We start from the raw sequence: 24,817 nt of genomic DNA, 5'->3' as shown, positions 1-24,817 counted from the left end.
GCCCACGTCCCCACCCCGAGTGAGGACGGCCATCTCCAACGCGTCGGTGACCAACTCGGTACGCATGTGCTCGGCGATCGACCACCCCACCACCCGACGCGAGCAGATGTCGATCACCGTCGCCAGATACAACCACGACGACCCCACCGGAATATGAGGTGATGTCGCCGCACCAACGGCTGTCGAGCGTGTCGGCGGTGAAATCCCGACCGATCAGATCCAGCCGCCGCCGACGCCTGCGGATCGGGGATCGTGGTGCGCCGGCCACGCCGCAGATGCCGACCGACGATGCGGTGGCCACGCATCAACCGCGTGACCCGTTTGCGGTTGATGCACACCCCGAGTTCCCGCAGTTCGGCGTGGATGCGAGGTGCACGGTAGGCACCGCGATGCTCGGTATGGATCCGGCGGATGCGTGCGACGGTGGCGGCTTCGGCTGCGGCGCGTTCGGTGCGCGCCTCGGCGGTGGCCAGATGCCGGTAGTACCCGGACCGGGAGGCATTCAGGACCCGGCACAGCCGCTGCACACCGAACTCGTCGCGGTGGGTGAAGATGAAGTCCCAACGGCAGGTCTTCACTTCATTGACGCGAAATAGGCGGCTGCCCGGCGCAGGATCTCCCGTTCGAGCTGCCACTCCTTCTCCGCGCTGCGCAGCCGGGCGTTCTCCGCCCGCAGCCGCGCCAACTCCTCGGCCGCGGTCTCCGTGTTGTCGCTGCCACGGGCCGGTGCGTCCGTACCCGAGGCGTTGTCCTTGCGGACCCAGGTCCGCAGGGTCTCGCCGCTGATACCCAGGTCCGAGGCCACCGCCGCGTAGGTGCGGGTGCCGCCGGCTGCGCGATACAACGCGACCGCGTCCCGGCGGAACTCCTCCGTGTACTGAGACTGACGTCCCATGTGAACATCCCTCCTGGTTCCTCCACGAACCATTGTCAGGGTGTCCACTCCCAGGGGTCAGGCTCAGCACATGTGGTCGCCAAGTGTTGGCTTCGGCGCCCGGCCGTATCCACTGGCGAATGCTTCGATTCGACCGGCCGGCTCCGTGGTCCGACGTCGCCGTCGTTCTGTGCACGACGCAGTGCCTGCGGCGCGGTCACCCGCATGCTCTGATACTGGGCATGGTGCCCGGCTGCAGGGGTAGGCGCACAGTAGGGTCACTGCGGTAGCTGTGATCGCAGTAACCCGAAAGGGTGGGGCTATGTCGGTGTCCGAGATGATGTCGCCGGGAACCCGTGCCTTCTGGGACCGGAATTTCGCCGGGCGGTTGTCGTTGTTCGAGGCGCTGCGTGTCCGGCCGACGATCGAGTTCCACGCCGAAGTAGCGGGTCCGGGTTTCTGGTCGGTGGTCGGCTACGACGACGTGGTCACGGTGAGTCGTAACCCGGAGGTGTTCTCCTCGGCGCAGGGTTTCACCATCGATAACGTCCCGGCCGAGATCCGCGAGTTCGCGATGTCGATGATCGCGATGGACAATCCGCGTCACCGGAGCCTGCGCTCGATCGTGCAATCAGCGTTCACCGCGGCCTCGGTCCGCTCCCTTACCGACCGGATCCGTGGACACGCCCACCGGATCGCCGCCGATCTGCCGCGGGGGGAGGTGTTCGACTTCGTCGACCGGGTCGCCGGCCGGTTGCCGGGGCAGGTGATCTGCGAGTTGCTCGGCATCCCCGAGCCGGATCGGCGGCGAATCGTCGACCTGGCGGGCGAGGTGATTTTCGGGGGCGGGGAGGACTTCGCGACCGGTCCGGGGGGTGCGCTGGGGCTGGCCCAGATCTACGGATACGCCCTGGAGCTGGGGGAGCGGCGCAAGGCCGAGCCGGGGAAGGACCTGACCTCGACGTTGATGACCACCGTCGTCGACGGGCGGTCCCTGAGCCCGTCCGAGTTCGGCTCGTTCGTCATCTTGTTGATCACCGCCGGTTTCGACACGACCCGGCAAGCGCTGGCGTGGGCGTTGCACCTGCTCAGCACGCACCCGGACCAGCTGCGGCTGCTGCGCACCGATTTCGCCGCCCACATCGACGGTGTGATCGACGAGGTGATCCGGTACGCCTCCCCGGTGCCGTACATGCGCCGCACCGCCACCGTCGACACCGAGCTCGGCGGCGCCCGCATCCGGGCGGGGGAGAAGGTGGTGATGTGGTACCTGTCCGCCAACCACGATTCCACCGTGTTCGCGGACCCGGACCGGTTCGACATCACCCGCCCGAACGCCGGCAAACATCTCGGGTTCGGCGCCAAGGACATCCACCACTGCCTCGGCGCCCATCTCGCCCGCACCGAGTTGCGGGTGATGCTCGACGAACTGCTCACCGCCCACCCCGGGATCCGCGCGGTCGGCGCGCCGGAACTGTTGTTGTCCGCGTTCGTCAGCGGCCTCGGCTCCCTGCCGGCACGCGCGTGAGCCCGGACCGGATCCGGTCCGCCGCCCCAGGTCCGCCCGGCCGGCACCCCAGGTTCCGGCGTCGGTCGGCACGCGCTCACCGCTGTCGGCGCGCCGTCACGGTTCCGGTATGGGTCGGTCGGCCCACAATGTGGCGCAGCGGTTTTGAAGGCACTGACTTCTCCGAGTCAGGACATGACTCGTGCCTCGTCCAGCCGTTGGTCCGGTGTCCATCTCGACTTCGGCCAGCAGTGGCGTCCCGTGCGGCGTGATACGCAGCTTAGGGCAGGGCACGTACAGATGTTCGTGGACACCGGTACTACGAATCGGTCATCTGTTGCAATACCGGGCGTTCAAGTTGACGTAAGGACCGGTTATCGGTACAGAAGTCGAAGGCGTCCATGGGCCCGAGCGGACTCATCTCGAACCTGACCGTGCCAGCGGGCAAGCATTTGACAGTGCTTCCAGGCCGTGCTGATCGGTGAGGTCTCTCAGCACGTCCAGGGTTACCGTGCGCCGTCGAGCAGTTGGGCGTGGGCGAGCAGATGTTGCGGGTGCATACGCGGGTCTACTCCTCTGCGTCTGCAAGTGGCCCCGCGGTGATGGCTGGCAGATGACCGGTCACCGTGTCCATCGGTTCATATACGCTCGTCTTCGTTGCTGTCTTGCAGCTGCTGAAGCTGCGGGGTTCGACGAGGCCCGCTCAAGCGCGTCGTTTCTTCGGATTCGGCATCCCGACACCGTCATCGCTTCAACGATGCTCCGTTTCGGAGCGGCCGAATCCGGCCAGCCGGTCGGACTTGCCACAAGGCAGCCAGTAGAGCCCTTTATATCATGAGCAATTCTCGCTACTGTGTAATACCTAACATCTAGCGTTGCTGTTCACCAGGAAGGAGGGGCAAGGGTGACCTCCGTAGGGCTGAGCGCGTACGGAATGACAGGGAACGACCTGGTTGAGCTCGCAGCGTGTGCTGATGGGTTGGGTTTCGACGCTCTCTGGATCGGAGAACACGTGCTTCGTCCCTTGGTTCATGCCGGAGAGCATCCTTCGGCGGGAACCAGCCAGCATCATTCCGGTCCCATCATCGACATCGAGACAGAACTGGTCGATCCGTGGATTGTCCATGCAGCAATCGCGGCAGTCACGACGCGGATCAAGCTCGGCACAGCCGTGTATCTGGCACCACTGCGGCATCCCCTCCATACAGCGCGTACCACGATCACCGTCCAGGAGATGAGTGGGGGACGTGTGCTCTTCGGGGTAGGGGCCGGATGGCTCGAGGAGGAATTCGACGCGTTCGGGGTACCCTTCCGCACGCGCATGTCGAGGACCGAGGAGTGCCTGGAGGTCTTGCGCAAGGCATGGTCGGGAACTGCATTCCGGCACGAAGGCAAGCATTTCCGCTTCGAGGATGTTCAGGTGCACCCCAGGCCTGTCGAGATTCCCGTCATCCTCGGCGGTAACAGTCCGGCCGCGCTGGCCCGGGCGTCGCGGCTGGGAGACGGGTGGTTCACCTCAGGGACGCCCACCTTCGTCGAGTCCTTGGAGATGGTGCGCGAGGTCCACCGGCTGCGAGAAGGGTTGGGGAAGGTCGGTGAGTTTCCCTGTTACGTCCGCCTGGCAGAGGTCGATGTCGCGGAGTTCGAGCGCTACTGCGACCACGGTATGGGCGACCTGGTGATTTGGGCGGACATGGTGTGGCGCGGACGCACGCACCGTGAGCGCTGTGACCGGCTTGCTGCGATCGCCGACAAACTCGGTCTTCAACCTGCACCCTCAGGGTAGACGATGTCGTATCCGTGTGAATTCCTGCTGTCGGTTCTGGGACGTGTTGCGCGGGCCGGTCGTGCAAGTGTGGGACGGGAAACGAAAGTAAAAGTGTCCGAACGACGTCCGGAATCCGCGCCGGCCGTCCTGTCAGGGGGATGAGTTGCCACGAAATACGCTTCGAAGCGATGTGAACGGAAGCAGGTCGGTTTCCCGCGGTGAAGTGTCGCTGTTGCGCCCGTTGAAGGCCGCAGAGACCGTCGCGCGCACGATCGTCGGTGAGATTCAGAGCAAGAGCTTGCCACCGGGGACGAGCTTGCCCTCGGAGGCGACGATGCTTGAGCAGTACGGTGTCAGTCGTGAGTCCCTCCGAGAGGGTCTGCGTCTCCTCGAGGTCCAGGGAATGATCACCATTCGCCGGGGACCGGGCGGCGGTCCCATCGTCGGATCAGTGGATGCGGCCCATCTGGGCAGGGTGTCGGCGCTGTTCTACAACATGGCGGGTGCCACGTACGAGGAACTGTTCGATGCCTGGGTCTGGGCCGAGACGGAACTTGCCGAGCGTGCGGCTCGGAACCCCGACGGTGCGCTGCGTGCAACCCGTATGGAACCGTTCCTGCAGCAGCACGAGCACTCCGAGGAAGGACTCGGCCCGTATCTCGAGGAACATGCGGGATTTCATCATGCCGTCGCCACCTTGGCGGGTAATCGAGTGCTCTCGCTCAGTCTCGAAACCTACGGCCAGATCGTCACGCACCATGTCGCTGTCCTGGACGATCCACGGAAGCTGCGCGCCGTGCTCACCGACGACCATCAGCACATCGCGAAGGCGGTGGTTGCGGGGCGGTGCCGGCGGGCTCGCGAGCTCATGGAGAACCATCTACGTGGGGTCGTGGACTACTGTCGCTCCCGTTTGGCGGTACCGCTGAACTCGCCGGTCGAGTGGTTGTAGCCAGCGCACGCTCACTCGGCATGCGATCCTGCTGACGGAAGCCGGCGAGACAACTCTGTCCCGCCGGCTTCGCTGTGTCTGCACACCGGTCGCCGGCTCTCACGCATCCGATCCGCCCGAGCACCGGTCTGTATTCCTCATAAAGAATGTGGCAGAAGCCCCTTGACTTCCGAGTTCATCATGAGCAATATGGTCGCAGGCGGCTCGGTGATGGGCATCACACGATGATCGCCGCATCGTCTCCGTTCCATAGCGGGACGCCTTTTACCGCATGAAAGCTGCGCGGACGCTGTGTCCGTCGCGGTCGACGACACCCACGGAAGTTGAGCCAGGAGGCCCCATGAAGCGGTTGAGCGGCAAGGTCGCATTCATCACCGGAGCCGCGCGCGGCCAAGGTCGGACACATGCCGTACGGCTGGCCCAGGATGGTGCCGACATCGTTGCGATCGACCTCTGCCGGCAGCAGGAGAATCTCGACTACTCGCAGGGAACCCCGGACGATCTGGCGGAGACAGTCCGCCTGGTCGAGAAGGAGGGGCAGCGGATCATCGCCCGCGCCGCCGACGTACGCGATCTCGCCAGGATTCAGGAGGTCGTCGACGAAGCGCTCACCGAGTTCGGGCGCATCGACACCCTTGTGTCCAATGCAGGCATCTCGAACCAAGGGGCAGTTGTCGGCCTCACCGATCGGCAGTGGTCGGACATCCTCGATACCAACCTCGTCGGTGCGTGGCACGTATGTCGTGCGGTACTGCCGTCGATGATCGAGCGCGGGGAGGGCGGTTCGGTGATCTTCGTCAGTTCGACTGTCGGACTGCGCGGCGCACCGGGGCAGTCCCACTATGCCGCCTCGAAGCACGGACTCCAGGGCCTGATGCTTTCTCTTGCGAACGAAGTAGGTCCGCACAATATTCGGGTCAACTCCGTCAATCCGGGTGCGGTCAACACCCCGATGGCCATCAACGAGAGCCTGCTGAAGATGTTCCTTCCGCATCTCGAGAACCCGACCGCCGACGACGCCGCTGAGCTGTTCGCCGAGCTGACGCTCCTGCCGATTCCGTGGGTCGAGCCCGAGGACGTCAGCAATGCGGTCGCCTGGCTCGCGTCCGAGGAGGCCCGGTACATCCACGGGGTCGCCATCCCCGTTGACGGCGGTCAGCTGGCACGAGCCTAGGAGAACACGATGGCGAAGATTTCGATCGATCACGACTACTGCCAAGCGCACGGCCGCTGCTACGCGCGGTTTCCCGCGCTGTTCGACGCGGACGAGGAAGGCAAAGCCGTGGTGACGGGTGACGGAACGCTCCCCGAGGCGACGGAGGAGTCCGAGATCACCGGTGTCTGTCCAGAAGCTGCGATCACGGTGTCGTGAGAAGGAAGAGTTGACAATGACCGAGCAAGTGCAGTCCCCGACAGCGACGTCGTCGGGGTGCCCCGTCGATCTGTGGTCCGAGCAGTTCAACGAGAACTTCTGGCCCGAGATCAACCGCATGCAGGCCAGCGACGAACTGTCCGTTCATACCCAGGGTGAGACGCCGTGCTACGTCGCGACCCGCTACGAGGACGTGTTCAAGGTCCTGCGGGATTGGAAGCGGTTCTCCTCGGAGGGTGGCGTGGCGATCCTCGGACACGATAATCGTTCCGAGCCGCCGAAGAACGAAGGACGCTTTCTGCCCGAGGACCTCGATCCGCCCGCCCAGACCGGCTGGCGCAAACTCCTCAACCCGGAGTTGACGGAGGAGAAGATGCGCCGGTTCGTGCCGGCGATCACCAAGGAGATCGACTCTTTCCTCGACGCGGGCATCGCGGCCGGTAGCTTCCGCGTCATGGAGGACTTCCTGCGTCCGCTGCAGCTTCGCGCGGTCTTCTCCAATCTGCTCAATCTCGAGGGTGACCGCATCGACGACTGGATGAAGTGGGCTCACGACATCTTCGTCGGTGAAACGGCCGAGGAGGCAGAGACCGCCTTCGTCAGCCTCTACACCGCGATCGACGCGCTCGTTCGTGAACGCATGGCGCACCCGATCGAGGACGACCTCGTCAGCATGGTGTGCCAGGTCGAGGAGATCGACGGCCGCGAACCTACTCTCGCCGAGCGCATCGCGGTGGTTCTTCCGCTGTCCATCGCGGGTCTGGAATCGACCGGCACCGTGCTGGGTGGGACGATCCACCATCTCGCCACCCATCCGGACGACCTCGCCGAGATCGTTGCCGACCCGTCGCTGATCCCGGAGGCGGTGGAGGAGGGACTGCGTATGTTCGCCAATGTGACAGTCCTGCAACGTACGACGACCTGTCCGGTCACCGTCGGCCGGACCGAACTCGGACCCGATGCCAAGGTATGGACCTCGTACAACGGCGCCAATCGCGATCCTGTGAAGTTCCCGAACCCGCATACCTGGGATCTGCACCGCACGGACAAGAACCACCTCGCCTTCAGCATCGGACCGCACCGGTGTCTGGGGTCGAACTTCGCTCGCGTGATGATGACCCGGGTTCTCGAGCGCATGGTGGAGAAGATGCCGCGTTTCGCGCTCGCCGAGGGACAGTCGGTGCAGTACCACTCGATGCCCACCCGCGGGATCCACGAGTTCACCCTCACCGTTCAGCCGTAACCCGAGCCTTCCCGAAGGACAGGACCATGAACAACACCAATTCCGTAGAACTGCTGGACCTCGCCCACGGTGTGGTCGATGCCTGGAACCGTCTCGACCTCGACACACTGCGCGAGCTCGTCGACGAGAATGTCGTGGTGGTGCACCAGAACCGCGGCGTCGCGGCCAAGGGGCGCGACCTGATGCTGCAGACGGTGGAACAGATGAGCGCGGTCTTCCCCGACCGCGCGATCGGGGAGACCACTCGGTGGGCGACGACCGGCAATTCCGTCATGCGGGAAACCACCTGGCAGGGCACCGCCGCCGCCGACGTCCCCGGATTCGGCAAGGCGGGCGAGTTCTGCAAGCTGAACGTCCTGTCGATCATGACGTTCGACAACGGTCGCCTGACCGAGTGGTGTGACTACGGATAACTCTCGGAGGTGCCTGGCGTCGCATCCTGCTGCGCCAGGCACCCTGCCCTCGGCCCGATCGAACCGGAAGTGAAAATGGACCTCGAACTACGCGTCCTCCAGCGCCGCTCGGTTGCCGACGGCATCGTCGAGCTGACCTTGGCGCACCCGGACGGCTGCGCCCTGCCCCCGTGGGACGCCGGCGCACACATCGACCTCGAACTCGGCGAGCTGCTCAGGCAATACTCCCTGACCGGCCTCGAGACTCGAGACGACCGATGGATCGTGTCCATCCTTCGCGAACAGGCCGGCCGCGGCGGATCCCGCTACGCGCACGAGTGCCTGCCCGACGGGTCACCGGTGCGCGTCTCGCTACCACGTAATCACTTCCGGCTCGACGCACAGGCGCCACGAGTGCTGTTCGTTGCCGGCGGGATCGGAATCACCCCCATCCTGCCGATGATCAGGCAGCTCGAGGCGGCCGGGACTCCGTGGGAGTTGTTCTACTGCGGCCGGTCCCGCACGAGCATGGCCTATCTGGACGAACTCGCCAAGTTCGGAGATCGGGTGCGTATCCGGCCCGACGACGAGTTCGGAATCCCGGATCTCGGCACGCTCGTGTCCGAGACGGCGATCGACACCGTGGTGTACTCGTGCGGCCCGGAGAGTCTGCTGGCCACCCTGGAAACGCGCTGCGCCGAGGCGACACCCCCGCGACAGTTGCGTGTCGAGCGCTTCGTCCCGAAGATCGTCGAACCCACAGAACCCGACCACGGGTTCGACGTCGAATTCGCCCAGAGTGGCCTCACGGTGACGGTGCCGGTGGGGCGGTCGATCCTCGAGGTGGCGGAGGAGTGCGGCGTCGACATCATCTCCTCGTGCAGCGAGGGCACCTGCGGAACATGTGAAACGCCCGTACTGGAAGGCATTCCCGACCATCGCGATTCGGTGCTGACCCAGGAGGAGCAGGCCTCCTGTGCCACCATGATGCCCTGCGTGTCACGCGCCAAGTCGGCCCGTCTGGTACTCGACGTCTGACCACATCCGGCGCCGTGCGCCATGACAACAGGAAGACTGCATGAGCAACGAACACAACCCTACAGCGGCGCTCGACGGACAGCGGGCACTGGTCACCGGGGCCAGCGAGGGCATCGGCCTCGGGATCGCCGAGGCCCTGGTCCGCGCCGGAGCGGACGTGATGATCGCCGCCCGCCGCCGGACCCAGCTCGAAACGGCACAGAAGGAACTGCAGAACGTGGCCCGTCCGGGCCAGCGCATCGACATCGTCGAGGTCGACATCCGACAACCGGAGTCGGTTGCCGCGATGTTCGACCGGGTGGACGCGGAGTTCGGGGATCTCAACATCCTCGTCGCCAACGCGGGAAGCGGGTCCATGGTTCCGTTCCTGGAGATGACCGAGGAAATCTGGCAGTCCACGCTCGACCTGAATCTCAGCGGCACCTTCCGATGCTGTCACCAGGCCGCCACCCGGATGGCGGCGCGCGCGGACAAGCAACAGAATGCCGTCATCCTCGTCGTATCATCCATTCGCGCGCTGGGAACCCGGCCCGGCACGATTCACTACGCCACGACGAAAGCCGGGCTCAACCAGTTCGTTCGTGTCGCCGCATACGAACTCGCCGAATTCGGTGTCCGAGTCAACGCGCTCTCACCGGGCATCACCGCAACCCCGATGGCGCTCGAACGCAACCCCGGGACGTTCGCCAAGATGGCGGCGACCGTCCCGATGGGCCGGGCCGGCACTGTCGAGGACATGGGTGCGGCCGCGGTCTACCTGAGCAGTCCGGCCGCGGGCTTCGTCACCGGCGTCAACCACATCGTCGACGGCGGCGAGTCGCTCTACTGAATTGCCGATGCGGGCTCCGTGCCCGCGAAGGGAGAAGCATGGGAACCGACCGAAACAATCTCCGCGGCAGGGTCGTCCTCATCACAGGAGGCAGCCGCGGCCTGGGCGCCGAGATGGCGTGGGCGTTCGCGGAAGAGGGCGCCGACATCGTCGTCGCCAGCAGGAAGGAGCAGCCCTGCATCGACCTCGCCGCAGAGATCGCAGCGAGAACCGGGGTCGAGACGATGGGTATCGGCGCGCATGTCGGTGACTGGGATGCGATGCCGGCCCTCGTCGATGCAGTGTACGAACGATTCGGTCACCTCGATGTGCTGATCAACAATGCCGGCATCGCGCCGCTGTATCCCAGTCTGGGCGAGATCAGTCAGGAACTGTTCGACAAGATCATCGCAGTGAACCTCAAAGGACCGTTCCGGCTCGGTGCGCTGGTGGCCGAACGCATGAAATCCGCCGGACACGGCACGATCGTCAACATCAGCAGCAATGCCTCCGAGCGGCCGGCTCCGGAATATGTGCCGTACGGCGCGGCCAAGGCCGGGCTCAACTCGCTGACAAAGGGTCTCGCGGCGACGTACGGTCCGGAAGTGCGCGTGAACACGATCATGGCCGGAGCGTTCTTCACCGACATCAGCAAGGGCTGGGATACGCAAGCGTTCGACGAACTGGCCTCGTCCTGGCCGATTCCCCGCGGGGGGAATCCCAGCGAGATCGTCGGTGCCGCACTGTACTTCGCCGGCGATGCCTCGAGCTTCACCACCGGGACCATCCTGCCCGTCGACGGCGGTCGGATGGCCGTAGGCTGACGGCTGGATCGTCGGCTCAAGAAGACTGCGGCGCAACGAGACCCCGCACGGAGCTTGCGTGCGGGGTCCTTTCGCGTCACAACTTGTGCTATTTCCTCATGATGTTTACGCTCGGGGTCGGGTGACACGAGACACATCGGCGGACTCCACGGAGCCGCGCCCGACCCCATCTCTCGAGACGATTCTGGAACAGGAGGCATGTGGTGACTGCAATCGAAGATCCCACGCCGACGACGATCGGGCGCCGCCCAGGGCCGCGGGTGGGTCCACTGGCGAGGGTGCGAGTGGCCGACTTCTGCTGGATGGGGGTCGGGGCCGTAGCGACGCGGATGCTCGCCGACTTCGGGGCCGAAGTCATCAAGATCGAATCACGTGATCGCCTCGACATGCCACGGCGTCTGCCGATCTACAAGGACGAGGTCCGCTCGTACGGCGAGGAAGACCCCAACCCGGACCCCGACAAGGGCGGTTTGTTCAACAACTACAGCCGGAACAAGCTCGGCGTCACCATCAACATGAAGACCGAGCGCGGTCAGCAACTCGTCCGGCAACTCATCGGTGCGAGCTCGGTGGTCACCGAGAACTTCGCGCCCGGTGTCATGGAGAAGTGGGGGCTGACCTACGACGCGCTGAAGGAGATCACTCCCGATGTGATCCTCGCCCGAATGAGCGGGTACGGGCACAGCGGACCCCACCACAAGTTCAAGAGTTACGGTCCCGTCGTGCAGGCGGTGTCCGGTCTGTCGTTCATCTCGGGACTGCCGGGGCGTGAACCGTCCGGGTGGGGATTGTCGTACATGGACAACCAGGCGGCGTACTACAATTCCGCTGCGGTTCTCATGGCGATCATGCAGCGCGCCGTCACCGGCAAGGGCCAGGAGATCGACGTCTCCGCCGTCGAAGCCGGGATCAATCTGATCGGCCCGGATCTGCTCGACGTCGCCGTCAACGGCGTGGTCACGCGACGTCCCGAGTACCCGACGGGCAATCGGCTCGTCCACCCGGCCGCGGCACCGCATGGCGTGTATCCGGCGCAGGGCGAGGACACCTGGGTTGCCATCGCGGTCTTCGACGACGACCAGTGGGAGCGACTCGTCACGGTCCTCGGCCGACCCGACTGGGCGACGGCTTCGCAGTTCGCGGACGCGCGTAGCCGGTACGCGCGCCAGGACGAACTCGATGCGCACCTGTCGCAGTGGACGGCGCTGCGGCCGGCTCACGAGACCATGCACCTGCTGCAGCAGGCCGGAGTGCCCGCGGCAGCGGTGCAGAACTCCCGGGATCTGGCGGAATCGGACCCGCAGATCGCGTATCGCGGCACCTTCTTCGAGCTCGACCATCCGGTCATCGGCGTCGCGAAATTCGAGGGCACTCCGATGCGATTCACCAGAACCGTGCAACAGAACTGGCGCTCTGCCCCCCTGCTGGGCGAAGACAACGAGTACGTGTTCGGCGACATCCTGGGCCTGGATCACGCGGAGATCGCCGAGCTGACCGCGGAAGGTGTGATCTGATGGAACTGGCATTCAGCGGGCTGCGGGTCGTCGAGATCGCCGACGACCCGGCCGGGGAATACGCCGGCAAGTTGCTGGCCGATCAGGGCGCCACGGTGGTGAAGGTGGAACCGATCGGCGGTGCCACCAGCCGGCGCATCGGACCGTGGGCCCACGGGACGGAGGACCCCGACCACAGCCTGAACTTCTGGACCTACAACACGTCCAAACAGTCGGTGGTTCTGGCCGACGACGATCAGGGCCGCGCCGCCCGTGCCGCGCTCATCGCGGAGGCGGACATCGTGCTGACCACCGGCCGACCTGTCGATCTCGCCGCGGCCGGTCTCGATCTCGAGGCCCTGTGCACCCAGCACAGCAAGTTGATCGCCCTGTCCATCTCCCCGTTCGGGCTCACGGGTCCGTGGGCGAACTATCTGAGTTCCGACCTGGTCGGGCTGGCCGCCGGGGGGCTTCTCAACAGCTGTGGATACGACGACCACTCCATTCCGCCGATCCGGCCCGGTGGCAATCAGGGCTACATGACGGCAGCCAGTTTCGCGCTGTGCGGGGTGGTGCTCGCCCTGATCGAGCGACAGCAGACAGGACGCGGCCAACTGGTCGACGTGTCGATGCACGAATCGATCGCGGTCACCGGCGAACTCGCCAATCCGTACTGGTTCTACCCGAAGGCCGTGGTCAAACGGCAAACCTGTCGGCACGCGCAGCCGTCGCCGACCCAGTCCGCGCTGTTTCAGTGCGCCGACGGTGTGTGGGTCTACTTCGCCCTCATCCTCGCCGATCAGTTCGCGTGGAAAGCCCTCACCTCCTGGATGGACGAGATCGGACTCGTCGCCGACCTCGCCGAGGAAGCATTCGACTCCTTGGCCTATCGGCAGGAGAACTTCGCGCACATCCAGGGCCTGCTCGAAGCGTTCTTCATGATCCAGGATTCGGAAACGGTCTACCGGGACGGCCAGAAGTGGGGGCTGCCGATCGGACCGCTGCGCGCACCCGAGGAGGTGCTGCGCGACGAGCATCTCGCGGCCCGGAACTTCTTCGTCGACGTGACCATGGCGGACGGCAGCACGACCACCTTCCCCGGTGCGCCCTACCGGTTCTCGAACGGCTACGGCGACCCCCATCGCCCACCCATGCTCGGGGAACACACCGAGGAGGTGCTCGCCCATGACTGACCTGTGGCAGCGAGACGTGTGCGCCATCGTCGGCGTCGGCGAATCCGACTACTCGAAGAACTCGGGAACCAGCGTGACCGCCCTCGCCGCCGCGGCATCTCGGGCGGCCCTGGCCGACGCGGGCCTCGACCCCGCCGACGTCGACGGCGTCATCCGTAACGACATGGATCTGGTCTCGTGCGCGGCGCTGGCCGACGCCATCGGCGCCCGCAATCTGACGTACTACGGCGAGGCAGGGCCGGGAGGGTCGGGCCCCGCGGCCATGGTGGCCCAGGCGGTCGGCGCCATCATGAGCGGCCAGGCGAGCACCGTCGTCGTGTTCCGTTCCCTCAACGGCCGGTCCGGAAACCGGTTCGGGCTCTCCTCGGAACCGGCGACGACCACCGGGGGAGGCGAGTCGATGACCGAGTTCTTCGGCCCCTACGGCCTGCTCTCCCCGGGCCAGTTCTTCGCGCTCCTCGCTCAGGAGTACATGTACAAGACCGGGACCACGTCCGAACAGCTGGGGCACATCGCACTCGCGGCTCGTCGACACGCCAACAACAATCCGCGGGCGCAGATGTACGCCCGGAAGATGACGCTCGACGACTACCTCGACTCGCGGATGTTGTCCTCACCACTGCGGTTGTTCGACTACTGCCTCGAAACCGACGGCGCAGCCGCGGTTGTGGTGACCAGCACCGCGCGCGCCCGCGACCTGCGGCAGACGCCGGCTGTGATCCGGGCCGCCGCCATGGCCAGCGGTCCCCGCCCTCAGCCCGGGCAGATGTATCCGGTGCTGATGCGGGACAACCCGCTGGACATGCCGTCGCGGTACTGCGCGGACACCCTCTACCGCCGAGCCGGTCTCGGTCCGAAGGAGGTCGATTCGGCCCAGCTGTACGACTGCTTCACGATCACCGCCCTGCTCCAGGTCGAGGACTACGGGTTCTGTCGACGGGGGGAAGCCGGGGAGTTCACCGCAGCGGGCGAGCTCGAGATCGGCGGATCGATACCGTTCAACACCAGTGGAGGACACATGTCGGAGGGCTACATCCATGGGATGAACCACATCGTGGAGGGGGTCCGCCAGATCCGGGGAACCTCGAGCAACCAGGTCCCGGGGGCATCGGTGTCCTTGGTGACCTCGGCTCCGCCGCCGTCGACGTCGGCACTGATTCTGGTGGCGGCATGAGCGCCCGCTTGGCTCCGATCGTTGTCGATCCCGCGTCGAGAGGCTTCTTTGCGGCGGCGGCGGAGGGTCGACTCGCCGTGCTCACCTGTACCCGATGTGGTGGTCACACCCATCTTCCTCGTCCCTACTGTGTGCATTGCGACGCCGATGCGCTGGAGTGGCGTGAGGTCCCACCTCGCGGCCGGGTGCGTTCGTGGACCGTTGTCGAGCATCAGGTGCATCCCTCGTTTCCCACGCCGTACACCGTGGTTCTCATCGACATCGACGACAGTCCCGGTGTCCGCATGATCGGGTACCTACCGGGGCGGGCCGAGGTGGACCAGAACACGGTTCTGCACGCCGATTTCGAAGACCTGGGGCGCGACGCCGAGGGAAATCGGATCATTTTGCCCCGGTGGAGTGTAGGAGAGGCGCAGTGACCTCCGGAAGTGCGGCAGAGCCGCAGGTGGAGCTGGCGCCCGTGCGAGCCGGCGAAGAACTCGACTGGCAGAGCCTGGAACGGTATTTGCGGCAGCACCTTCCGGAGCTGGACGGTGAATTCTCCGTGCTGCAGTTCCCGCGGGGCTCGGCGAATCTCACCTACCGGGTGAAGTTCGGTGAGTCGCTCCTCGTGGTGCGCAGGCCGCCGTTCGGAACCCTGGCGCCGAGGGCGCACGACATGGCCCGGGAGTACAAGGTGCTCTCGCGGCTGCACGCCGGGTATCCGCGGGCACCGCGGGCGCTGCTGCACTGCGCGGACCCGACCGTGATCGGAGCCGAGTTCTTCGTCAACGAGTATCGAGAAGGAATCGTCGTGTGGGACACCGTGCCCGACTCGATGCAATCTTTCGCTGACGCGGGGCATCGGATCGGATTCGCAGTGATCGATGCGTTGGCCGACCTGCACGAGGTCGAGCCCGCAGCGGTGGGTCTAGGCGATCTGGGCCGTCCCGAGGGCTACCTCGATCGCCAACTGGCGGGGTGGAAGAAGCGATGGGCGGCGGTCGAAGCCGAGGTCGGCGACGACGACACGATCGAACTGGTTCGCGACGTCGCCAATCGGCTGTCGGCGCGCAAACCGATCAGCCAGCGCAGCGGCATCGTGCACAACGACTACAAGGTGGACAACTGCCAGTTTGCCGCGGATGATCCCACCCGCGTCACCTCGGTCTTCGACTGGGACATGGCCACCGTCGGTGACACACTCGTGGATCTGGGAACGCTGTTGAACTATTGGCCCGATGCCACGGCCGACCCCGGCTCGGATGCGGCGTTTACCGCCGTACCGGGCATGGATGCGCTCGAACTGCCGTCGCGGCACGCTGTCGTGGAGCGATACGCGCAGAACAGCACCCTGGATCTCAGCGACGTCGGATGGTACGAGGCCTTCGGGTGCTGGAAGACCGTGGTGATCTTGCAGCAGCTCTACGCTCGCTTCGTACGGGGCGAGTCGACGGACCCTCGGATGGGGGAGCGGGGTGCTGCTGTCGCGCCGCTGGCGCGCCGAGCTCTGGGCCTGTTGAGGGCATGATCTGCCGACGCAACGGCATCGGATGCGCGGCGTATGCGGTGTGTGGCCACACTTGACCGATCGGACCGGGACAGCGCCGAGCGAGGCACTTCGTGCCTTCCCGGAATGTGGTAGATGCCCTAGGGGCGCGGACCCAAGCAGTGGGGAACGACCGACGGTGGTCTTCGTGTCATCGACCGAGACAGTTTCGGCCAGTTTCCCGAGTAGGACCGTGTCGAATATTCAACAGAGCCCGGGGGCTCGAAGGAGGTGGATCGGATGCGCAGTCCGAGCTTGGAGACGTTTCGTGATCAGGCGCGGGCCTGGCTGACCGAATCGGGACTGCCCCGGGCCGGCACGGACGACGGTGTTCCGAGGTGGGGTAGCGGCTCGGATAATGTCTCCGTGTTCCACAACCTGTCGTTCGAGGCGGAACAAGCACTCCTCGACCGGCTGCGGGAATGGCAGCGAACGAAGTACGCGGCCGGCTACGGCGCCCTGACGTGGCCGGAGGAATTCGGTGGTCGTGCACTGGCACCGGAGTTCGAGGATGCGTTCGCCGCGGAGGAACGAGCGTTCGACGCCGGTGGAGCCCACGAATTGCTGTCGGTCACTCTCCATCTGATCGCGCCGACCATCCGGTTGCTGGGCACGGACGAGCAGAGGCAGCGCTTTATCCGCTCGTTTCTCAGTGGGCGCGAGCTGGCATGTCAGCTGTTCTCCGAACCCGGGGCGGGATCGGATCTGGCATCGCTGGGAACCCGCGCCGTGCGAGACGGCGACGATTGGGTGATCAGCGGGCAGAAGGTGTGGACCTCCGGGGCACAGTTCGCGCAGTGGGGGGAGCTCATCGCTCGGACCGATCCGGATGTCCCTAAGCACCAGGGCATGACCGCCTTCCTCGTCCCCATGGATTCACCCGGGATCGAGATCCGGCCGTTGCGCCAGATGTCGGGTGGAACCAGCTTCAACGAAGTCTTTCTCGATCAGGTGCGGGTTCCGGACAGTCTGCGCCTCGGTGAGGTCGGTTCCGGTTGGAAGGTGGCATTGACCACCCTCGGTTTCGAGCGGGGGGCCAGCTCCTCGACGGCCGGGGTGGGCGGCAGTTGGTGGCAGGCGGTTGGGCTGGCCGCGTTCACCGGGGCCGACCGGGACCCCGTGCTGCGGCAACAGCTTGCCGACGTGGTCATCGCGCACAAGCTCGGGGAAATTGCCCACGCCCGGGACGAGCAGGCCCGAAGGCAAGGACACCCGCTGGGCGCGGTCGGGTCGGTCCGCAAGATGCAGTGGGTCCGGCGCATGCTGGGGATTTCCGACTTCGTCGCTGCCGCGCTCGGTCCCCGGCTCGTCGTCGACTCCGGGGAATGGGGCACGTTCGCGTGGAGTCAGCACGTGCTCGGCGTGCCGGGTTACCGCATTGCGGGCGGCTCCGACGAGATCCAGCGGAACATCATCGCCGAGCGCATGCTGGGCCTGCCGGCGGAGCCACGCACGGACCGTGCGACGCCGTGGCGAGCCTGCCGCCGCTGACCGAGCCTCCGGGGGTCCGCAGGGTCCGATCGGAGATCCGAGACCCTTGCCCATTTTCCTCATGATGAATACAGTGTCAGCAAGGGGATGCGAGCCGCATCACATCCGAGCGACGCTGCCGGGTCGGCCGTCGCGGCCGTACCGCCCATCCGTTATTGCGCCGCACGCGTATTCGTAGAGAAAGGACTGGACGTGATGCCGTATCGATTGATCGACCGGACGCTGTTCACCACCGACATCGACACCGGCTCCGGCGACGGACCGGCGCTGTGCGGGAGTCGCTGCGCGGACTGCGCGACGGTGACCTTCCCCTTCCATGATGCGTGCCCCCGCTGCAGCCTCACTAATACTCAGCCACACGCACTACCGCGCGAAGGAACACTGTGGGCGTTCACCGTGCAGGGGTTCGAACCGAAGTCGCCGTACCGCTCCGACGGAGGACCGTTCACCCCGTACGGGGTCGGATATGTCGACCTCGGAGACGTCCTGGTCGAATCCATCTTGACCGAGAGCGACCCGGATCGTCTGCAGAACGGGGACCGCTACGGACTTCGCCTGATCCCAGCGTTCACCGACTCGGACGGTACCACGGTGCTCACCTTCGCCTTCGCCCCTCTCGGAACGGAAGGAGGGAATCTCCGATGACTTCGAACGACGTCGCTATCGTCGGTATCGGCATCCATCCGTTCGGGCGCACTCCCGGTGTGAGCGGGCGGGCACAGGGCGCCTACGCCGTTCGGCAGGCTCTCGCCGATGCCGGTGTGGAGTGGAAGGACATGCAGTTCGCCTACGGTGGAAGCTATTCCGCCGGTGATGCGGACACGCTGGTGTCCGAGCTCGGCATGACCGGTCTTCCGTTCATCAACGTCTCGAACGGCTGTGGGACGGGCGGCTCCGCGCTCACGTCCGCCCGTCACGCGATCCTCTCCGGTGCGTACGACGTCGGCATGGTGGTCGGCTTCGACAAGCATCCCCCCGGAGCGTTCAACGAGGACCCGGAGAACCTGGGGCTCGGTGCGTGGTACGGCGAGACCGGCATGATGGTCACGACGCAGTTCTTCGCCATGAAGATCCAGCGCTACATGGGTGTGCACGGCATCGAACACGCCACGCTCGCCGAGGTGGCCGCGAAGGCGTTCCGCAACGGTTCACGCAATCCGAACGCGTGGCGCCGCAAGCCGCTGTCGGTCGAGGAGATCGCCGCCGCCCCGATGATCAGCTACCCGCTCACGCAGTACATGTTCTGTTCACCGGGAGAGGGAGCGGTGGCGCTGGTCCTGGCCCGTGCGGATCGCGCGAAGCAGTACACCTCGACGCCGATCTACCTGCGCTCCTGCGAGTTCCGGTCGCGTCGGTTCGGTTCGTTCGAGGTGTACAGCCCCTGGACCTCGCCGGACGCAGCGGACGGTCCCACGGTCGAAGCGGCCGCGGCCGCCTTCGAAGCCGCCGGCATCGAACCGAGCGAGATCGATCTGGCGCAGATCCAGGACACCGAGTCCGGGGCCGAGATCATGCACATGGCCGAGACCGGGCTGTGCGAGCACGGCGAACAGGGCACCCTGCTCAAGACCGGTGCCACCGAGATCGACGGACGGTTGCCGATCAACACCGACGGCGGTGTGCTCGCGAACGGTGAACCAATCGGCGCGACCGGGCTGCGCCAGGTCTACGAGAACGTCCTGCAGTTGCGTGGCGACGCCGGCGACCGACAGGTTCCGAACTCGCCCCGCACCGCGTTCACCCACGTCTACGGCGCCCCGGGCATCAGTGCCTGCACGGTGCTCACCCGCTGAGTTTGGAGAAGAAATGGCTATGAGCTGGGGATTCGAACCCGACGACGAGTACCGTAAAGACCTCGAATGGGTCGAGGAATTCGTCACCGAGGAAATCGAGCCGGTCGACCGCGTCGTCGACCATGCATGGAACGTCAACGACCCCGTCCGCAACTCCCTGATCAAACCGCTGCAGCAGCAGGTGCGTGAGCGCAAGCTGTGGGCCTGCCACCTCGGCCCCGACCTCGGCGGCCCCGGATACGGCCAGCTCAAGCTCGCGCTGCTCAACGAGAAGCTCGGTCGCACGCACAGCGGTCCGGTCGTCTTCGGTTGCCACGCGCCGGACTCGGGAAACGCCGAGATATTGGCGCACTATGGCAACGACGAACTCAAGAAGCGCTACCTCGAACCGCTGCTCGAAAACGACATCGTCTCCGCCTATTCGATGACCGAGCCGCAAGGGGGCTCGGACCCGACCGCGTTCACCACCCGCGCCGAGCTGATGGGTGACGAGTGGGTGATCAATGGGGAGAAGTGGTTCTCCTCGCATGCCAACTTCGCGTCGTTCCTGATCGTCATGGCGGTCACCGATCCCGACGCGGACCGGCACCATCGCGCGTCGATGTTCGTCGTTCCCTCGGATACACCGGGAATCGAGATCATCCGCAACGTCGGTGTGTCCGGGCACGAGAGCCTCGGCGGTACGCACGCCTACATCCGTTACACCGATGTGCGGATCCCGAAGGACCACCTGCTCGGGGAACGGGGCCAAGGCTTCGCCGTGGCGCAGACCCGACTCGGCGGCGGCCGGATCCACCATGCGATGCGCACCGTCGGGCTCGTTCAGCAGTCGCTCGACATGATGTGTGAGCGTGCCGTGTCGCGGCAGAGCCGCGGCGGCACCCTGGCCGATCACCAGCTCGTTCAGGAAATGATCGCCGACTCGTGGATCCAACTCCAGCAGTTCCGGCTGCTGGTTCTGCAGACGGCATGGAAGATCGACAAGTACAACGACTACCGCAAGGTCGTCATCGACATTTCCGCCGTCAAGGCCGCGATGCCGAAGGTGCTGCTCGACGTCGCCGGTCGTGCCATCCAGATCCACGGATCCCTCGGCATCTCCACGGAAATGCCGTTCGGCAGCTGGGTGATGGAGAGCTTCCACATGGCTCTCGCGGATGGCGCCACCGAACTCCACAAGATCCAGGTCGCCAAGCAGTTGTTGCGCGGCGTGGAACCCGCGCCCGGGCTGTTCCCGACCGGCCACCTCCCCGCTCGACGGGAGCAGGCGCTGGCGAAGTTCCGGGAGCTGTTCGTGGACGAAGAACTCGCCCCGAACTGACCGTCGACCATTGCTCCAGCACCGAGAAGGAAATGACATGAAGCCGGGAACCAAACTCCGCAGTACCGTCTGCGATACGTCCGTTGTCGTCGTACGTCCGGCGGGCGAAGTGGTCGTCGAATGCGGTGGACAGCCGATGATCGATGCCGCAGCTCCTGCCGAAGGCGTCGGTCAGCCCGCTGCCGGGCTGTCCGACGGCACGCAGGTCGGAAAGCGATACGAGGACCAGGACACCGGACTCGAGGTCCTGTGCGTCAAGGCCGGCGTGGGAACGCTCACCGTCGGTGGCCGTCCGCTCACGCTCAAGTCCGCGAAGCCGCTGCCGTCGTCGGACTGAGGAGAAACCGATGAATCTCACCATGCTCCTCGAGATGGCGGCGGACACCGCACCCGATCGGATCGCCGTCGGATCTCGCGACGGGGGGCTGACCTACCGCCAGTTGCTCGACCGGGCGCGCACTCTGGCTGCGCAGTTGATCGCATCGGAGCACGAGCATGTCGCGCTGCTGGACCTCAACACCCCCGCCGTTCCGGTTCTGCTCTTCGGGGCGGCCGCCGCCGGGCTTCCGATCGCACCGCTGAACTATCGGCTCACCGACGCTCAGCTCGACGAGGCGGTCGGCCGGCTCGCCCCCGCGACGGTCGTGGTGGGAGCGGACGCGGCCGGTCGACTCACCGCGCGTGACGACGTGCTGATCCGTCGCACCGACGACGTCATTCGCGCGGCGTCGTCGTCCGTCGCCGATCCGGTCCTGCCCTTCGTGGATCCGGGTGACCCCGCGGTCCTGCTGTTCACCAGCGGTACCACCGGCACACCGAAGGCCGCAGTGCTGCGGCACCGGCACCTGACCAACTACATCGTCGGCACCGTCGAGTTCCTCAACGCCGACGAGGACGAAGCCATCCTGGTGTCGGTGCCCAACTACCACATCGCCGGCATCAGCTCGATCCTCAGCTCGGTCTATGCGGGGCGCCGCATGGTGCAGCTCCCGTCGTTCTCACCCGAGGCATGGGTGGAACTCGCTGCCGCAGAAAGTATTACCCAGGCCATGGTGGTTCCGACCATGCTTGGACGGATCCTCGACGTTCTGGAGACGACCGGCACCCGACTGCCGGCGCTGCGGGCACTGTCCTATGGCGGGGGCCGGATGCCGCAGCAGACCGTCGAGCGGGCCATGGAACTGCTTCCCGATGTCGACTTCGTCAACGCCTACGGACTCACCGAGACGAGTTCGACGATCGCCGTGCTCGGCCCGGAAGATCATCGCGCCGCCCTCGCCAGCGTCGATCCTGTCGTCCGGGCGCGACTCGGCTCGGTCGGCCGCCCGCTGCCCTCGGTGGAGGTCGAGATTCGGGATTACACCGGCGCGCCGGTCCCCGTCGGGGAATACGGAGAGGTGTTCGTCCGCGGCGAGCAGGTCGCCGGCGAATACACCTCCCACAGCGCCCTCGACGCCGACGGATGGTATCCGACGCGGGATCGCGGACGACTCGACGCCGAGGGCTACCTGTTCCTCGACGGTCGTGCCGACGACGTGATCGTGCGCGGCGGCGAGAACATCTCACCCGGTGAAATCGAGGACGTCCTCGTCGAACATCCGGCGGTCGCCGAGGCCGCGGTCGTCGGTGTCGCCGACCGCGAGTGGGGCGAGCGGGTCGAGGCTGTCGTGGTCGCCGCGCCAGGGGCGCGCGTGTCGGAAACGGAACTGCAGGAGTGGGTCCGCGCACGGTTGCGTTCGACGCGGGTGCCGGCGCACGTCCATGAATGGACGGAGTTGCCGTTCAACGAGACCGGGAAGCTGCTGCGGCGGGCGCTGCGGGACGAGCTGAACGCGCGCGCCCAGCTGAGAGGAGCACTGCGATGATTGTTCGAGAAGACGAGGATCTCGCTGCGCTCCGCGAGGTGGTCCGGGATTACCTCGACGAAGGCGAAGTCACCGCCGCGCCCGAGGGTCAGCCCAGGTGGGATCCGGCACGCTGGGCACGCGCATGCAAGGAGTTGGGGCTCGCCGGCGTCGCGGAACCCGAAGAGCTGGGCGGCGCGGGCATCGGCATCGCGGGCCTGGCAATCGTGCTCGAGGAAGCGGGAAGGGTGCTCTCGCCCCTGCCGATCCTCAGTTCGGTCGTCCTCGCGCAGGGGCTGCTCGCGCAAGCCGGTGACGAAACGACGCGAGCGGAGATGCTCCCGGCGTTGCTCGACGGCTCACGGACGGCCACGGTTGCACTCGGTGCCTTCCGTAACGACGGTACCGTGCCCGAAGACGTCGAAGCTGTGAAGAACGCCGACGGCGCCTGGACGATCACGGGACACACCTCGTTCGTCCTGGACGGCGCCACCGCCGGATGGGTGTTCGTTCGATCCCGCACCACCGACGGCACGCGGCTGTTCGTCGTCGACACCGACGATCCCCGCCTCCGGCGCACGGTCCAGGACTCCATGGATCTCACCCGGTCGTTCGCCCGTTTGGATTTCGATGGGGTAACTGCCCGCCCCGTCGGGGAGCCTGGCATCGCGGACACGGTTCTGACCGCTCTGCGCCACCTTCTGACGGTCGCAGTGGCGTGCGAACAACTGGGCGGCGCGGAGGAAACCCTGCGCATGGCGGTGGACTACGTGAAGGTCCGCGTGCAGTTCGGCCGCGAGATCGGCTCGTTCCAGGCGATCAAGCATCGGTGCTCAGATCTGGCCATCGCAGTCGATGATGCTCGCTCGGCCGTCGTTCATGCCGTGTGGGCGCTGCACGAAGGGCCCGATCAGGTGGCGGTGGCGGCGCCGATGGCCGCGGTCGTGTGTACGCGTGCCTTCCAGGACTGCGCTCGCGAGAACATCCAGCTGCACGGGGGCATCGGATTCACCTGGGAACACCCGGCGCACCTGTACTTCCGCCGCGCTACGAGTGACGCAGCACTGTTCGGAGACATCCAACGTCATCGGGAGAACGTGCTGGCGGCGGCAGGTATCTGACGACGGCAGCACCGACAGGCCTCACCGCTGACCGGCCTCCGCGACCGCTCCGATGGACGTGGTCGCCGCAGTATCCGGCACGCGCTCTGCCTTCCACACGAAAGTCGAAACTATGAACACACCAATTGATCCCCGGTCTCCGTCACCAGCGCGACCCACCGTCGGCGTCGTTCGGGAAACAGGCGACGGCGAGCGGCGGGTCGCGCTGGTGCCGATGATCGTGCCGTCGTTGATCAAGAAGGGACTCGACGTGGTCGTCGAGTCCGGGGCCGGGCTCGGTGCGCTGATCCCGGACGAGGCCTACGCCGAGGCCGGGGCGCGGATCGGGGATGCGTGGTCGGCGGACGTGGTGCTCAAGGTGGCGCCACCGTCGGATGCCGAGGTCGCCCGGATGCGGTCCGGGCAGACGCTGATCGGGTTCCTCGCCCCGCGCAACGCCGAGAACCAGATCCCGGCGCTCGCCGCCGCCGGGGTGCAGGCGTTCGCCGTCGAGTCGATCCCGCGGATCTCCCGGGCGCAGGTGATGGACGCGCTGTCGTCGCAGGCGAACGTCGCCGGGTACAAGTCGGTGCTGGTCGCCGCGACGGAGTCGACGCGGTTCTTCCCGATGCTCACCACCGCCGCGGGCACGGTCAAGCCGGCCACGGTGCTGGTGCTCGGCGTCGGGGTGGCCGGGCTGCAGGCGCTGGCCACGGCCAAGCGCCTGGGTGGGCGCACCACCGGCTACGACGTGCGTCCGGAGGTGGCCGACCAGGTCCGCTCGGTCGGCGCGCAGTGGCTCGATCTCGGCATCGCCGCCGCCGGTGAGGGCGGCTACGCCCGCGAACTCACCGAGGACGAGCGCGCGCAGCAGCAGGCGGCGCTCGAGGAGGCCATCAAGGGCTTCGACGTGGTGATCACCACCGCGCTGGTGCCGGGCCGGCCCGCGCCGCGGCTGGTCACCGCCGCCGCCGTGGAGGGCATGAAGCCCGGCTCGGTGGTGGTGGACCTGGCCGGCGAGACCGGCGGCAACTGCGAGCTGACCGAACCCGGACGCACGGTGGTCAAGCACGGCGTGACCATCTGCTCGCCGCTGAACCTG

The 24,817-nt window shown here is 66.1% G+C and carries 23 protein-coding genes and 1 pseudogene; 23 read left to right on the top strand and 1 reads right to left on the bottom strand.

All coding sequences use genetic code 11. The features are described from left to right. A pseudogene (locus tag G6038_RS25175) lies at positions 1–895 on the bottom strand (IS3 family transposase); the annotation flags it as partial. 301 nt (positions 896–1,196) lie between these two features. On the opposite strand from G6038_RS25175, the gene G6038_RS25170 reads away from it, so the two are divergent. The 23 genes from G6038_RS25170 to G6038_RS25060 form a co-directional block, all read left to right on the top strand. Further along, the gene (locus G6038_RS25170; RefSeq protein WP_165040825.1) at positions 1,197–2,402 is read left to right on the top strand and encodes a cytochrome P450; all 1,206 of its coding nucleotides are present in this window, start codon (positions 1,197–1,199) and stop codon (positions 2,400–2,402) included. 883 nt (positions 2,403–3,285) lie between these two features. Beyond that, entirely contained in the window at positions 3,286–4,167 is an 882-nt protein-coding gene (locus tag G6038_RS25165; RefSeq protein ID WP_165040823.1) for a TIGR03619 family F420-dependent LLM class oxidoreductase, read from the top strand. 145 nt (positions 4,168–4,312) lie between these two features. After that, on the top strand, positions 4,313–5,101 hold the full coding sequence (locus tag G6038_RS25160) for a GntR family transcriptional regulator (protein WP_165040821.1): 789 nt from the start codon (positions 4,313–4,315) through the stop codon (positions 5,099–5,101). A 340-nt stretch (positions 5,102–5,441) separates the two neighbouring features. After that, complete coding sequence (locus tag G6038_RS25155; protein WP_165040819.1) at positions 5,442–6,275, top strand: mycofactocin-coupled SDR family oxidoreductase; 834 nt, start codon at positions 5,442–5,444, stop codon at positions 6,273–6,275. A 9-nt stretch (positions 6,276–6,284) separates the two neighbouring features. Beyond that, entirely contained in the window at positions 6,285–6,473 is a 189-nt protein-coding gene (locus tag G6038_RS25150) for a ferredoxin (protein WP_165040817.1), read from the top strand. Between the two features lie 16 nt (positions 6,474–6,489). Next, a complete protein-coding gene (locus G6038_RS25145) occupies positions 6,490–7,716 on the top strand; it encodes a cytochrome P450 (protein WP_165040815.1) in 1,227 nt (408 codons plus the stop codon). Between the two features lie 26 nt (positions 7,717–7,742). Further along, complete coding sequence (locus G6038_RS25140; protein ID WP_165040813.1) at positions 7,743–8,129, top strand: ester cyclase; 387 nt, start codon at positions 7,743–7,745, stop codon at positions 8,127–8,129. 75 nt (positions 8,130–8,204) lie between these two features. Next, positions 8,205–9,146 carry a PDR/VanB family oxidoreductase gene (locus G6038_RS25135; protein ID WP_165040811.1) on the top strand — a complete coding sequence of 314 codons (942 nt, stop codon included), beginning with the start codon at positions 8,205–8,207 and terminating at the stop codon, positions 9,144–9,146. Positions 9,147–9,186: 40 nt separating this feature from the next. Further along, positions 9,187–9,975, top strand: a complete 789-nt coding sequence (locus G6038_RS25130; protein ID WP_165040809.1) for an SDR family oxidoreductase — start codon at positions 9,187–9,189, stop codon at positions 9,973–9,975. A 38-nt stretch (positions 9,976–10,013) separates the two neighbouring features. Next, on the top strand, positions 10,014–10,778 hold the full coding sequence (locus G6038_RS25125) for a glucose 1-dehydrogenase (protein WP_165040807.1): 765 nt from the start codon (positions 10,014–10,016) through the stop codon (positions 10,776–10,778). 203 nt (positions 10,779–10,981) lie between these two features. Next, positions 10,982–12,292, top strand: coding sequence for a CoA transferase (locus tag G6038_RS25120; RefSeq protein ID WP_165040805.1), 1,311 nt, complete (start codon positions 10,982–10,984; stop codon positions 12,290–12,292). Further along, positions 12,292–13,464, top strand: a complete 1,173-nt coding sequence (locus G6038_RS25115) for a CoA transferase (protein ID WP_165040803.1) — start codon at positions 12,292–12,294, stop codon at positions 13,462–13,464. The genes G6038_RS25120 and G6038_RS25115 overlap by 1 nt, the downstream gene beginning before the upstream one ends. After that, a complete protein-coding gene (locus G6038_RS25110; protein WP_165040801.1) occupies positions 13,457–14,638 on the top strand; it encodes a lipid-transfer protein in 1,182 nt (393 codons plus the stop codon). Before G6038_RS25115 ends, G6038_RS25110 begins: the two co-directional genes overlap by 8 nt. Beyond that, on the top strand, positions 14,635–15,057 hold the full coding sequence (locus tag G6038_RS25105) for an OB-fold domain-containing protein (RefSeq protein ID WP_165040799.1): 423 nt from the start codon (positions 14,635–14,637) through the stop codon (positions 15,055–15,057). Before G6038_RS25110 ends, G6038_RS25105 begins: the two co-directional genes overlap by 4 nt. Next, a complete protein-coding gene (locus tag G6038_RS25100; RefSeq protein WP_165040797.1) occupies positions 15,054–16,148 on the top strand; it encodes a phosphotransferase family protein in 1,095 nt (364 codons plus the stop codon). Before G6038_RS25105 ends, G6038_RS25100 begins: the two co-directional genes overlap by 4 nt. A gap of 258 nt (positions 16,149–16,406) precedes the next feature. Continuing rightward, complete coding sequence (locus G6038_RS25095) at positions 16,407–17,657, top strand: acyl-CoA dehydrogenase family protein (protein ID WP_165040795.1); 1,251 nt, start codon at positions 16,407–16,409, stop codon at positions 17,655–17,657. Between the two features lie 195 nt (positions 17,658–17,852). After that, positions 17,853–18,302 (top strand): OB-fold domain-containing protein, encoded by a 450-nt coding sequence (locus tag G6038_RS25090; RefSeq protein WP_165040793.1) that lies wholly within the window; start codon positions 17,853–17,855, stop codon positions 18,300–18,302. Next, positions 18,299–19,450: a thiolase family protein gene (locus tag G6038_RS25085; RefSeq protein ID WP_165040792.1), complete on the top strand. Its 1,152-nt coding sequence runs from the start codon at positions 18,299–18,301 to the stop codon at positions 19,448–19,450. The genes G6038_RS25090 and G6038_RS25085 overlap by 4 nt, the downstream gene beginning before the upstream one ends. Positions 19,451–19,469: 19 nt before the next feature. Beyond that, positions 19,470–20,771 carry an acyl-CoA dehydrogenase family protein gene (locus G6038_RS25080; protein WP_165040790.1) on the top strand — a complete coding sequence of 434 codons (1,302 nt, stop codon included), beginning with the start codon at positions 19,470–19,472 and terminating at the stop codon, positions 20,769–20,771. Between the two features lie 37 nt (positions 20,772–20,808). Then, positions 20,809–21,108: a hypothetical protein gene (locus tag G6038_RS25075; RefSeq protein ID WP_165040788.1), complete on the top strand. Its 300-nt coding sequence runs from the start codon at positions 20,809–20,811 to the stop codon at positions 21,106–21,108. 10 nt (positions 21,109–21,118) lie between these two features. Continuing rightward, entirely contained in the window at positions 21,119–22,636 is a 1,518-nt protein-coding gene (locus G6038_RS25070) for a class I adenylate-forming enzyme family protein (protein WP_165040786.1), read from the top strand. Further along, positions 22,633–23,736 carry an acyl-CoA dehydrogenase family protein gene (locus tag G6038_RS25065; protein WP_165040784.1) on the top strand — a complete coding sequence of 368 codons (1,104 nt, stop codon included), beginning with the start codon at positions 22,633–22,635 and terminating at the stop codon, positions 23,734–23,736. The genes G6038_RS25070 and G6038_RS25065 overlap by 4 nt, the downstream gene beginning before the upstream one ends. Before the next feature lie 112 nt (positions 23,737–23,848). After that, positions 23,849–24,817 (top strand): NAD(P) transhydrogenase subunit alpha (locus G6038_RS25060; RefSeq protein ID WP_165040782.1); only part of this gene is annotated, 969 nt, incomplete at its 3' end.

This window comes from Rhodococcus sp. 14C212 (assembly GCF_011058195.1).
Lineage (GTDB): Bacteria > Actinomycetota > Actinomycetes > Mycobacteriales > Mycobacteriaceae > Rhodococcus > Rhodococcus aetherivorans.
This window is presented reverse-complemented; position numbering and strand designations above follow the sequence as displayed.

What these genes read in the sequence shown, in the direction of transcription:
- G6038_RS25170 (WP_165040825.1), top strand. Translation starts at nt 1,197, where the DNA reads ATGTCGGTGTCCGAGATGATGTCGCCGGGAACCCGTGCCTTCTGGGAC.
- G6038_RS25155 (WP_165040819.1), top strand. Translation starts at nt 5,442, where the DNA reads ATGAAGCGGTTGAGCGGCAAGGTCGCATTCATCACCGGAGCCGCGCGC.
- G6038_RS25150 (WP_165040817.1), top strand. Translation starts at nt 6,285, where the DNA reads ATGGCGAAGATTTCGATCGATCACGACTACTGCCAAGCGCACGGCCGC.
- G6038_RS25145 (WP_165040815.1), top strand. Translation starts at nt 6,490, where the DNA reads ATGACCGAGCAAGTGCAGTCCCCGACAGCGACGTCGTCGGGGTGCCCC.
- G6038_RS25140 (WP_165040813.1), top strand. Translation starts at nt 7,743, where the DNA reads ATGAACAACACCAATTCCGTAGAACTGCTGGACCTCGCCCACGGTGTG.
- G6038_RS25135 (WP_165040811.1), top strand. Translation starts at nt 8,205, where the DNA reads ATGGACCTCGAACTACGCGTCCTCCAGCGCCGCTCGGTTGCCGACGGC.
- G6038_RS25130 (WP_165040809.1), top strand. Translation starts at nt 9,187, where the DNA reads ATGAGCAACGAACACAACCCTACAGCGGCGCTCGACGGACAGCGGGCA.
- G6038_RS25125 (WP_165040807.1), top strand. Translation starts at nt 10,014, where the DNA reads ATGGGAACCGACCGAAACAATCTCCGCGGCAGGGTCGTCCTCATCACA.
- G6038_RS25115 (WP_165040803.1), top strand. Translation starts at nt 12,292, where the DNA reads ATGGAACTGGCATTCAGCGGGCTGCGGGTCGTCGAGATCGCCGACGAC.
- G6038_RS25110 (WP_165040801.1), top strand. Translation starts at nt 13,457, where the DNA reads ATGACTGACCTGTGGCAGCGAGACGTGTGCGCCATCGTCGGCGTCGGC.
- G6038_RS25105 (WP_165040799.1), top strand. Translation starts at nt 14,635, where the DNA reads ATGAGCGCCCGCTTGGCTCCGATCGTTGTCGATCCCGCGTCGAGAGGC.
- G6038_RS25095 (WP_165040795.1), top strand. Translation starts at nt 16,407, where the DNA reads ATGCGCAGTCCGAGCTTGGAGACGTTTCGTGATCAGGCGCGGGCCTGG.
- G6038_RS25090 (WP_165040793.1), top strand. Translation starts at nt 17,853, where the DNA reads ATGCCGTATCGATTGATCGACCGGACGCTGTTCACCACCGACATCGAC.
- G6038_RS25085 (WP_165040792.1), top strand. Translation starts at nt 18,299, where the DNA reads ATGACTTCGAACGACGTCGCTATCGTCGGTATCGGCATCCATCCGTTC.
- G6038_RS25080 (WP_165040790.1), top strand. Translation starts at nt 19,470, where the DNA reads ATGAGCTGGGGATTCGAACCCGACGACGAGTACCGTAAAGACCTCGAA.
- G6038_RS25075 (WP_165040788.1), top strand. Translation starts at nt 20,809, where the DNA reads ATGAAGCCGGGAACCAAACTCCGCAGTACCGTCTGCGATACGTCCGTT.
- G6038_RS25070 (WP_165040786.1), top strand. Translation starts at nt 21,119, where the DNA reads ATGAATCTCACCATGCTCCTCGAGATGGCGGCGGACACCGCACCCGAT.
- G6038_RS25065 (WP_165040784.1), top strand. Translation starts at nt 22,633, where the DNA reads ATGATTGTTCGAGAAGACGAGGATCTCGCTGCGCTCCGCGAGGTGGTC.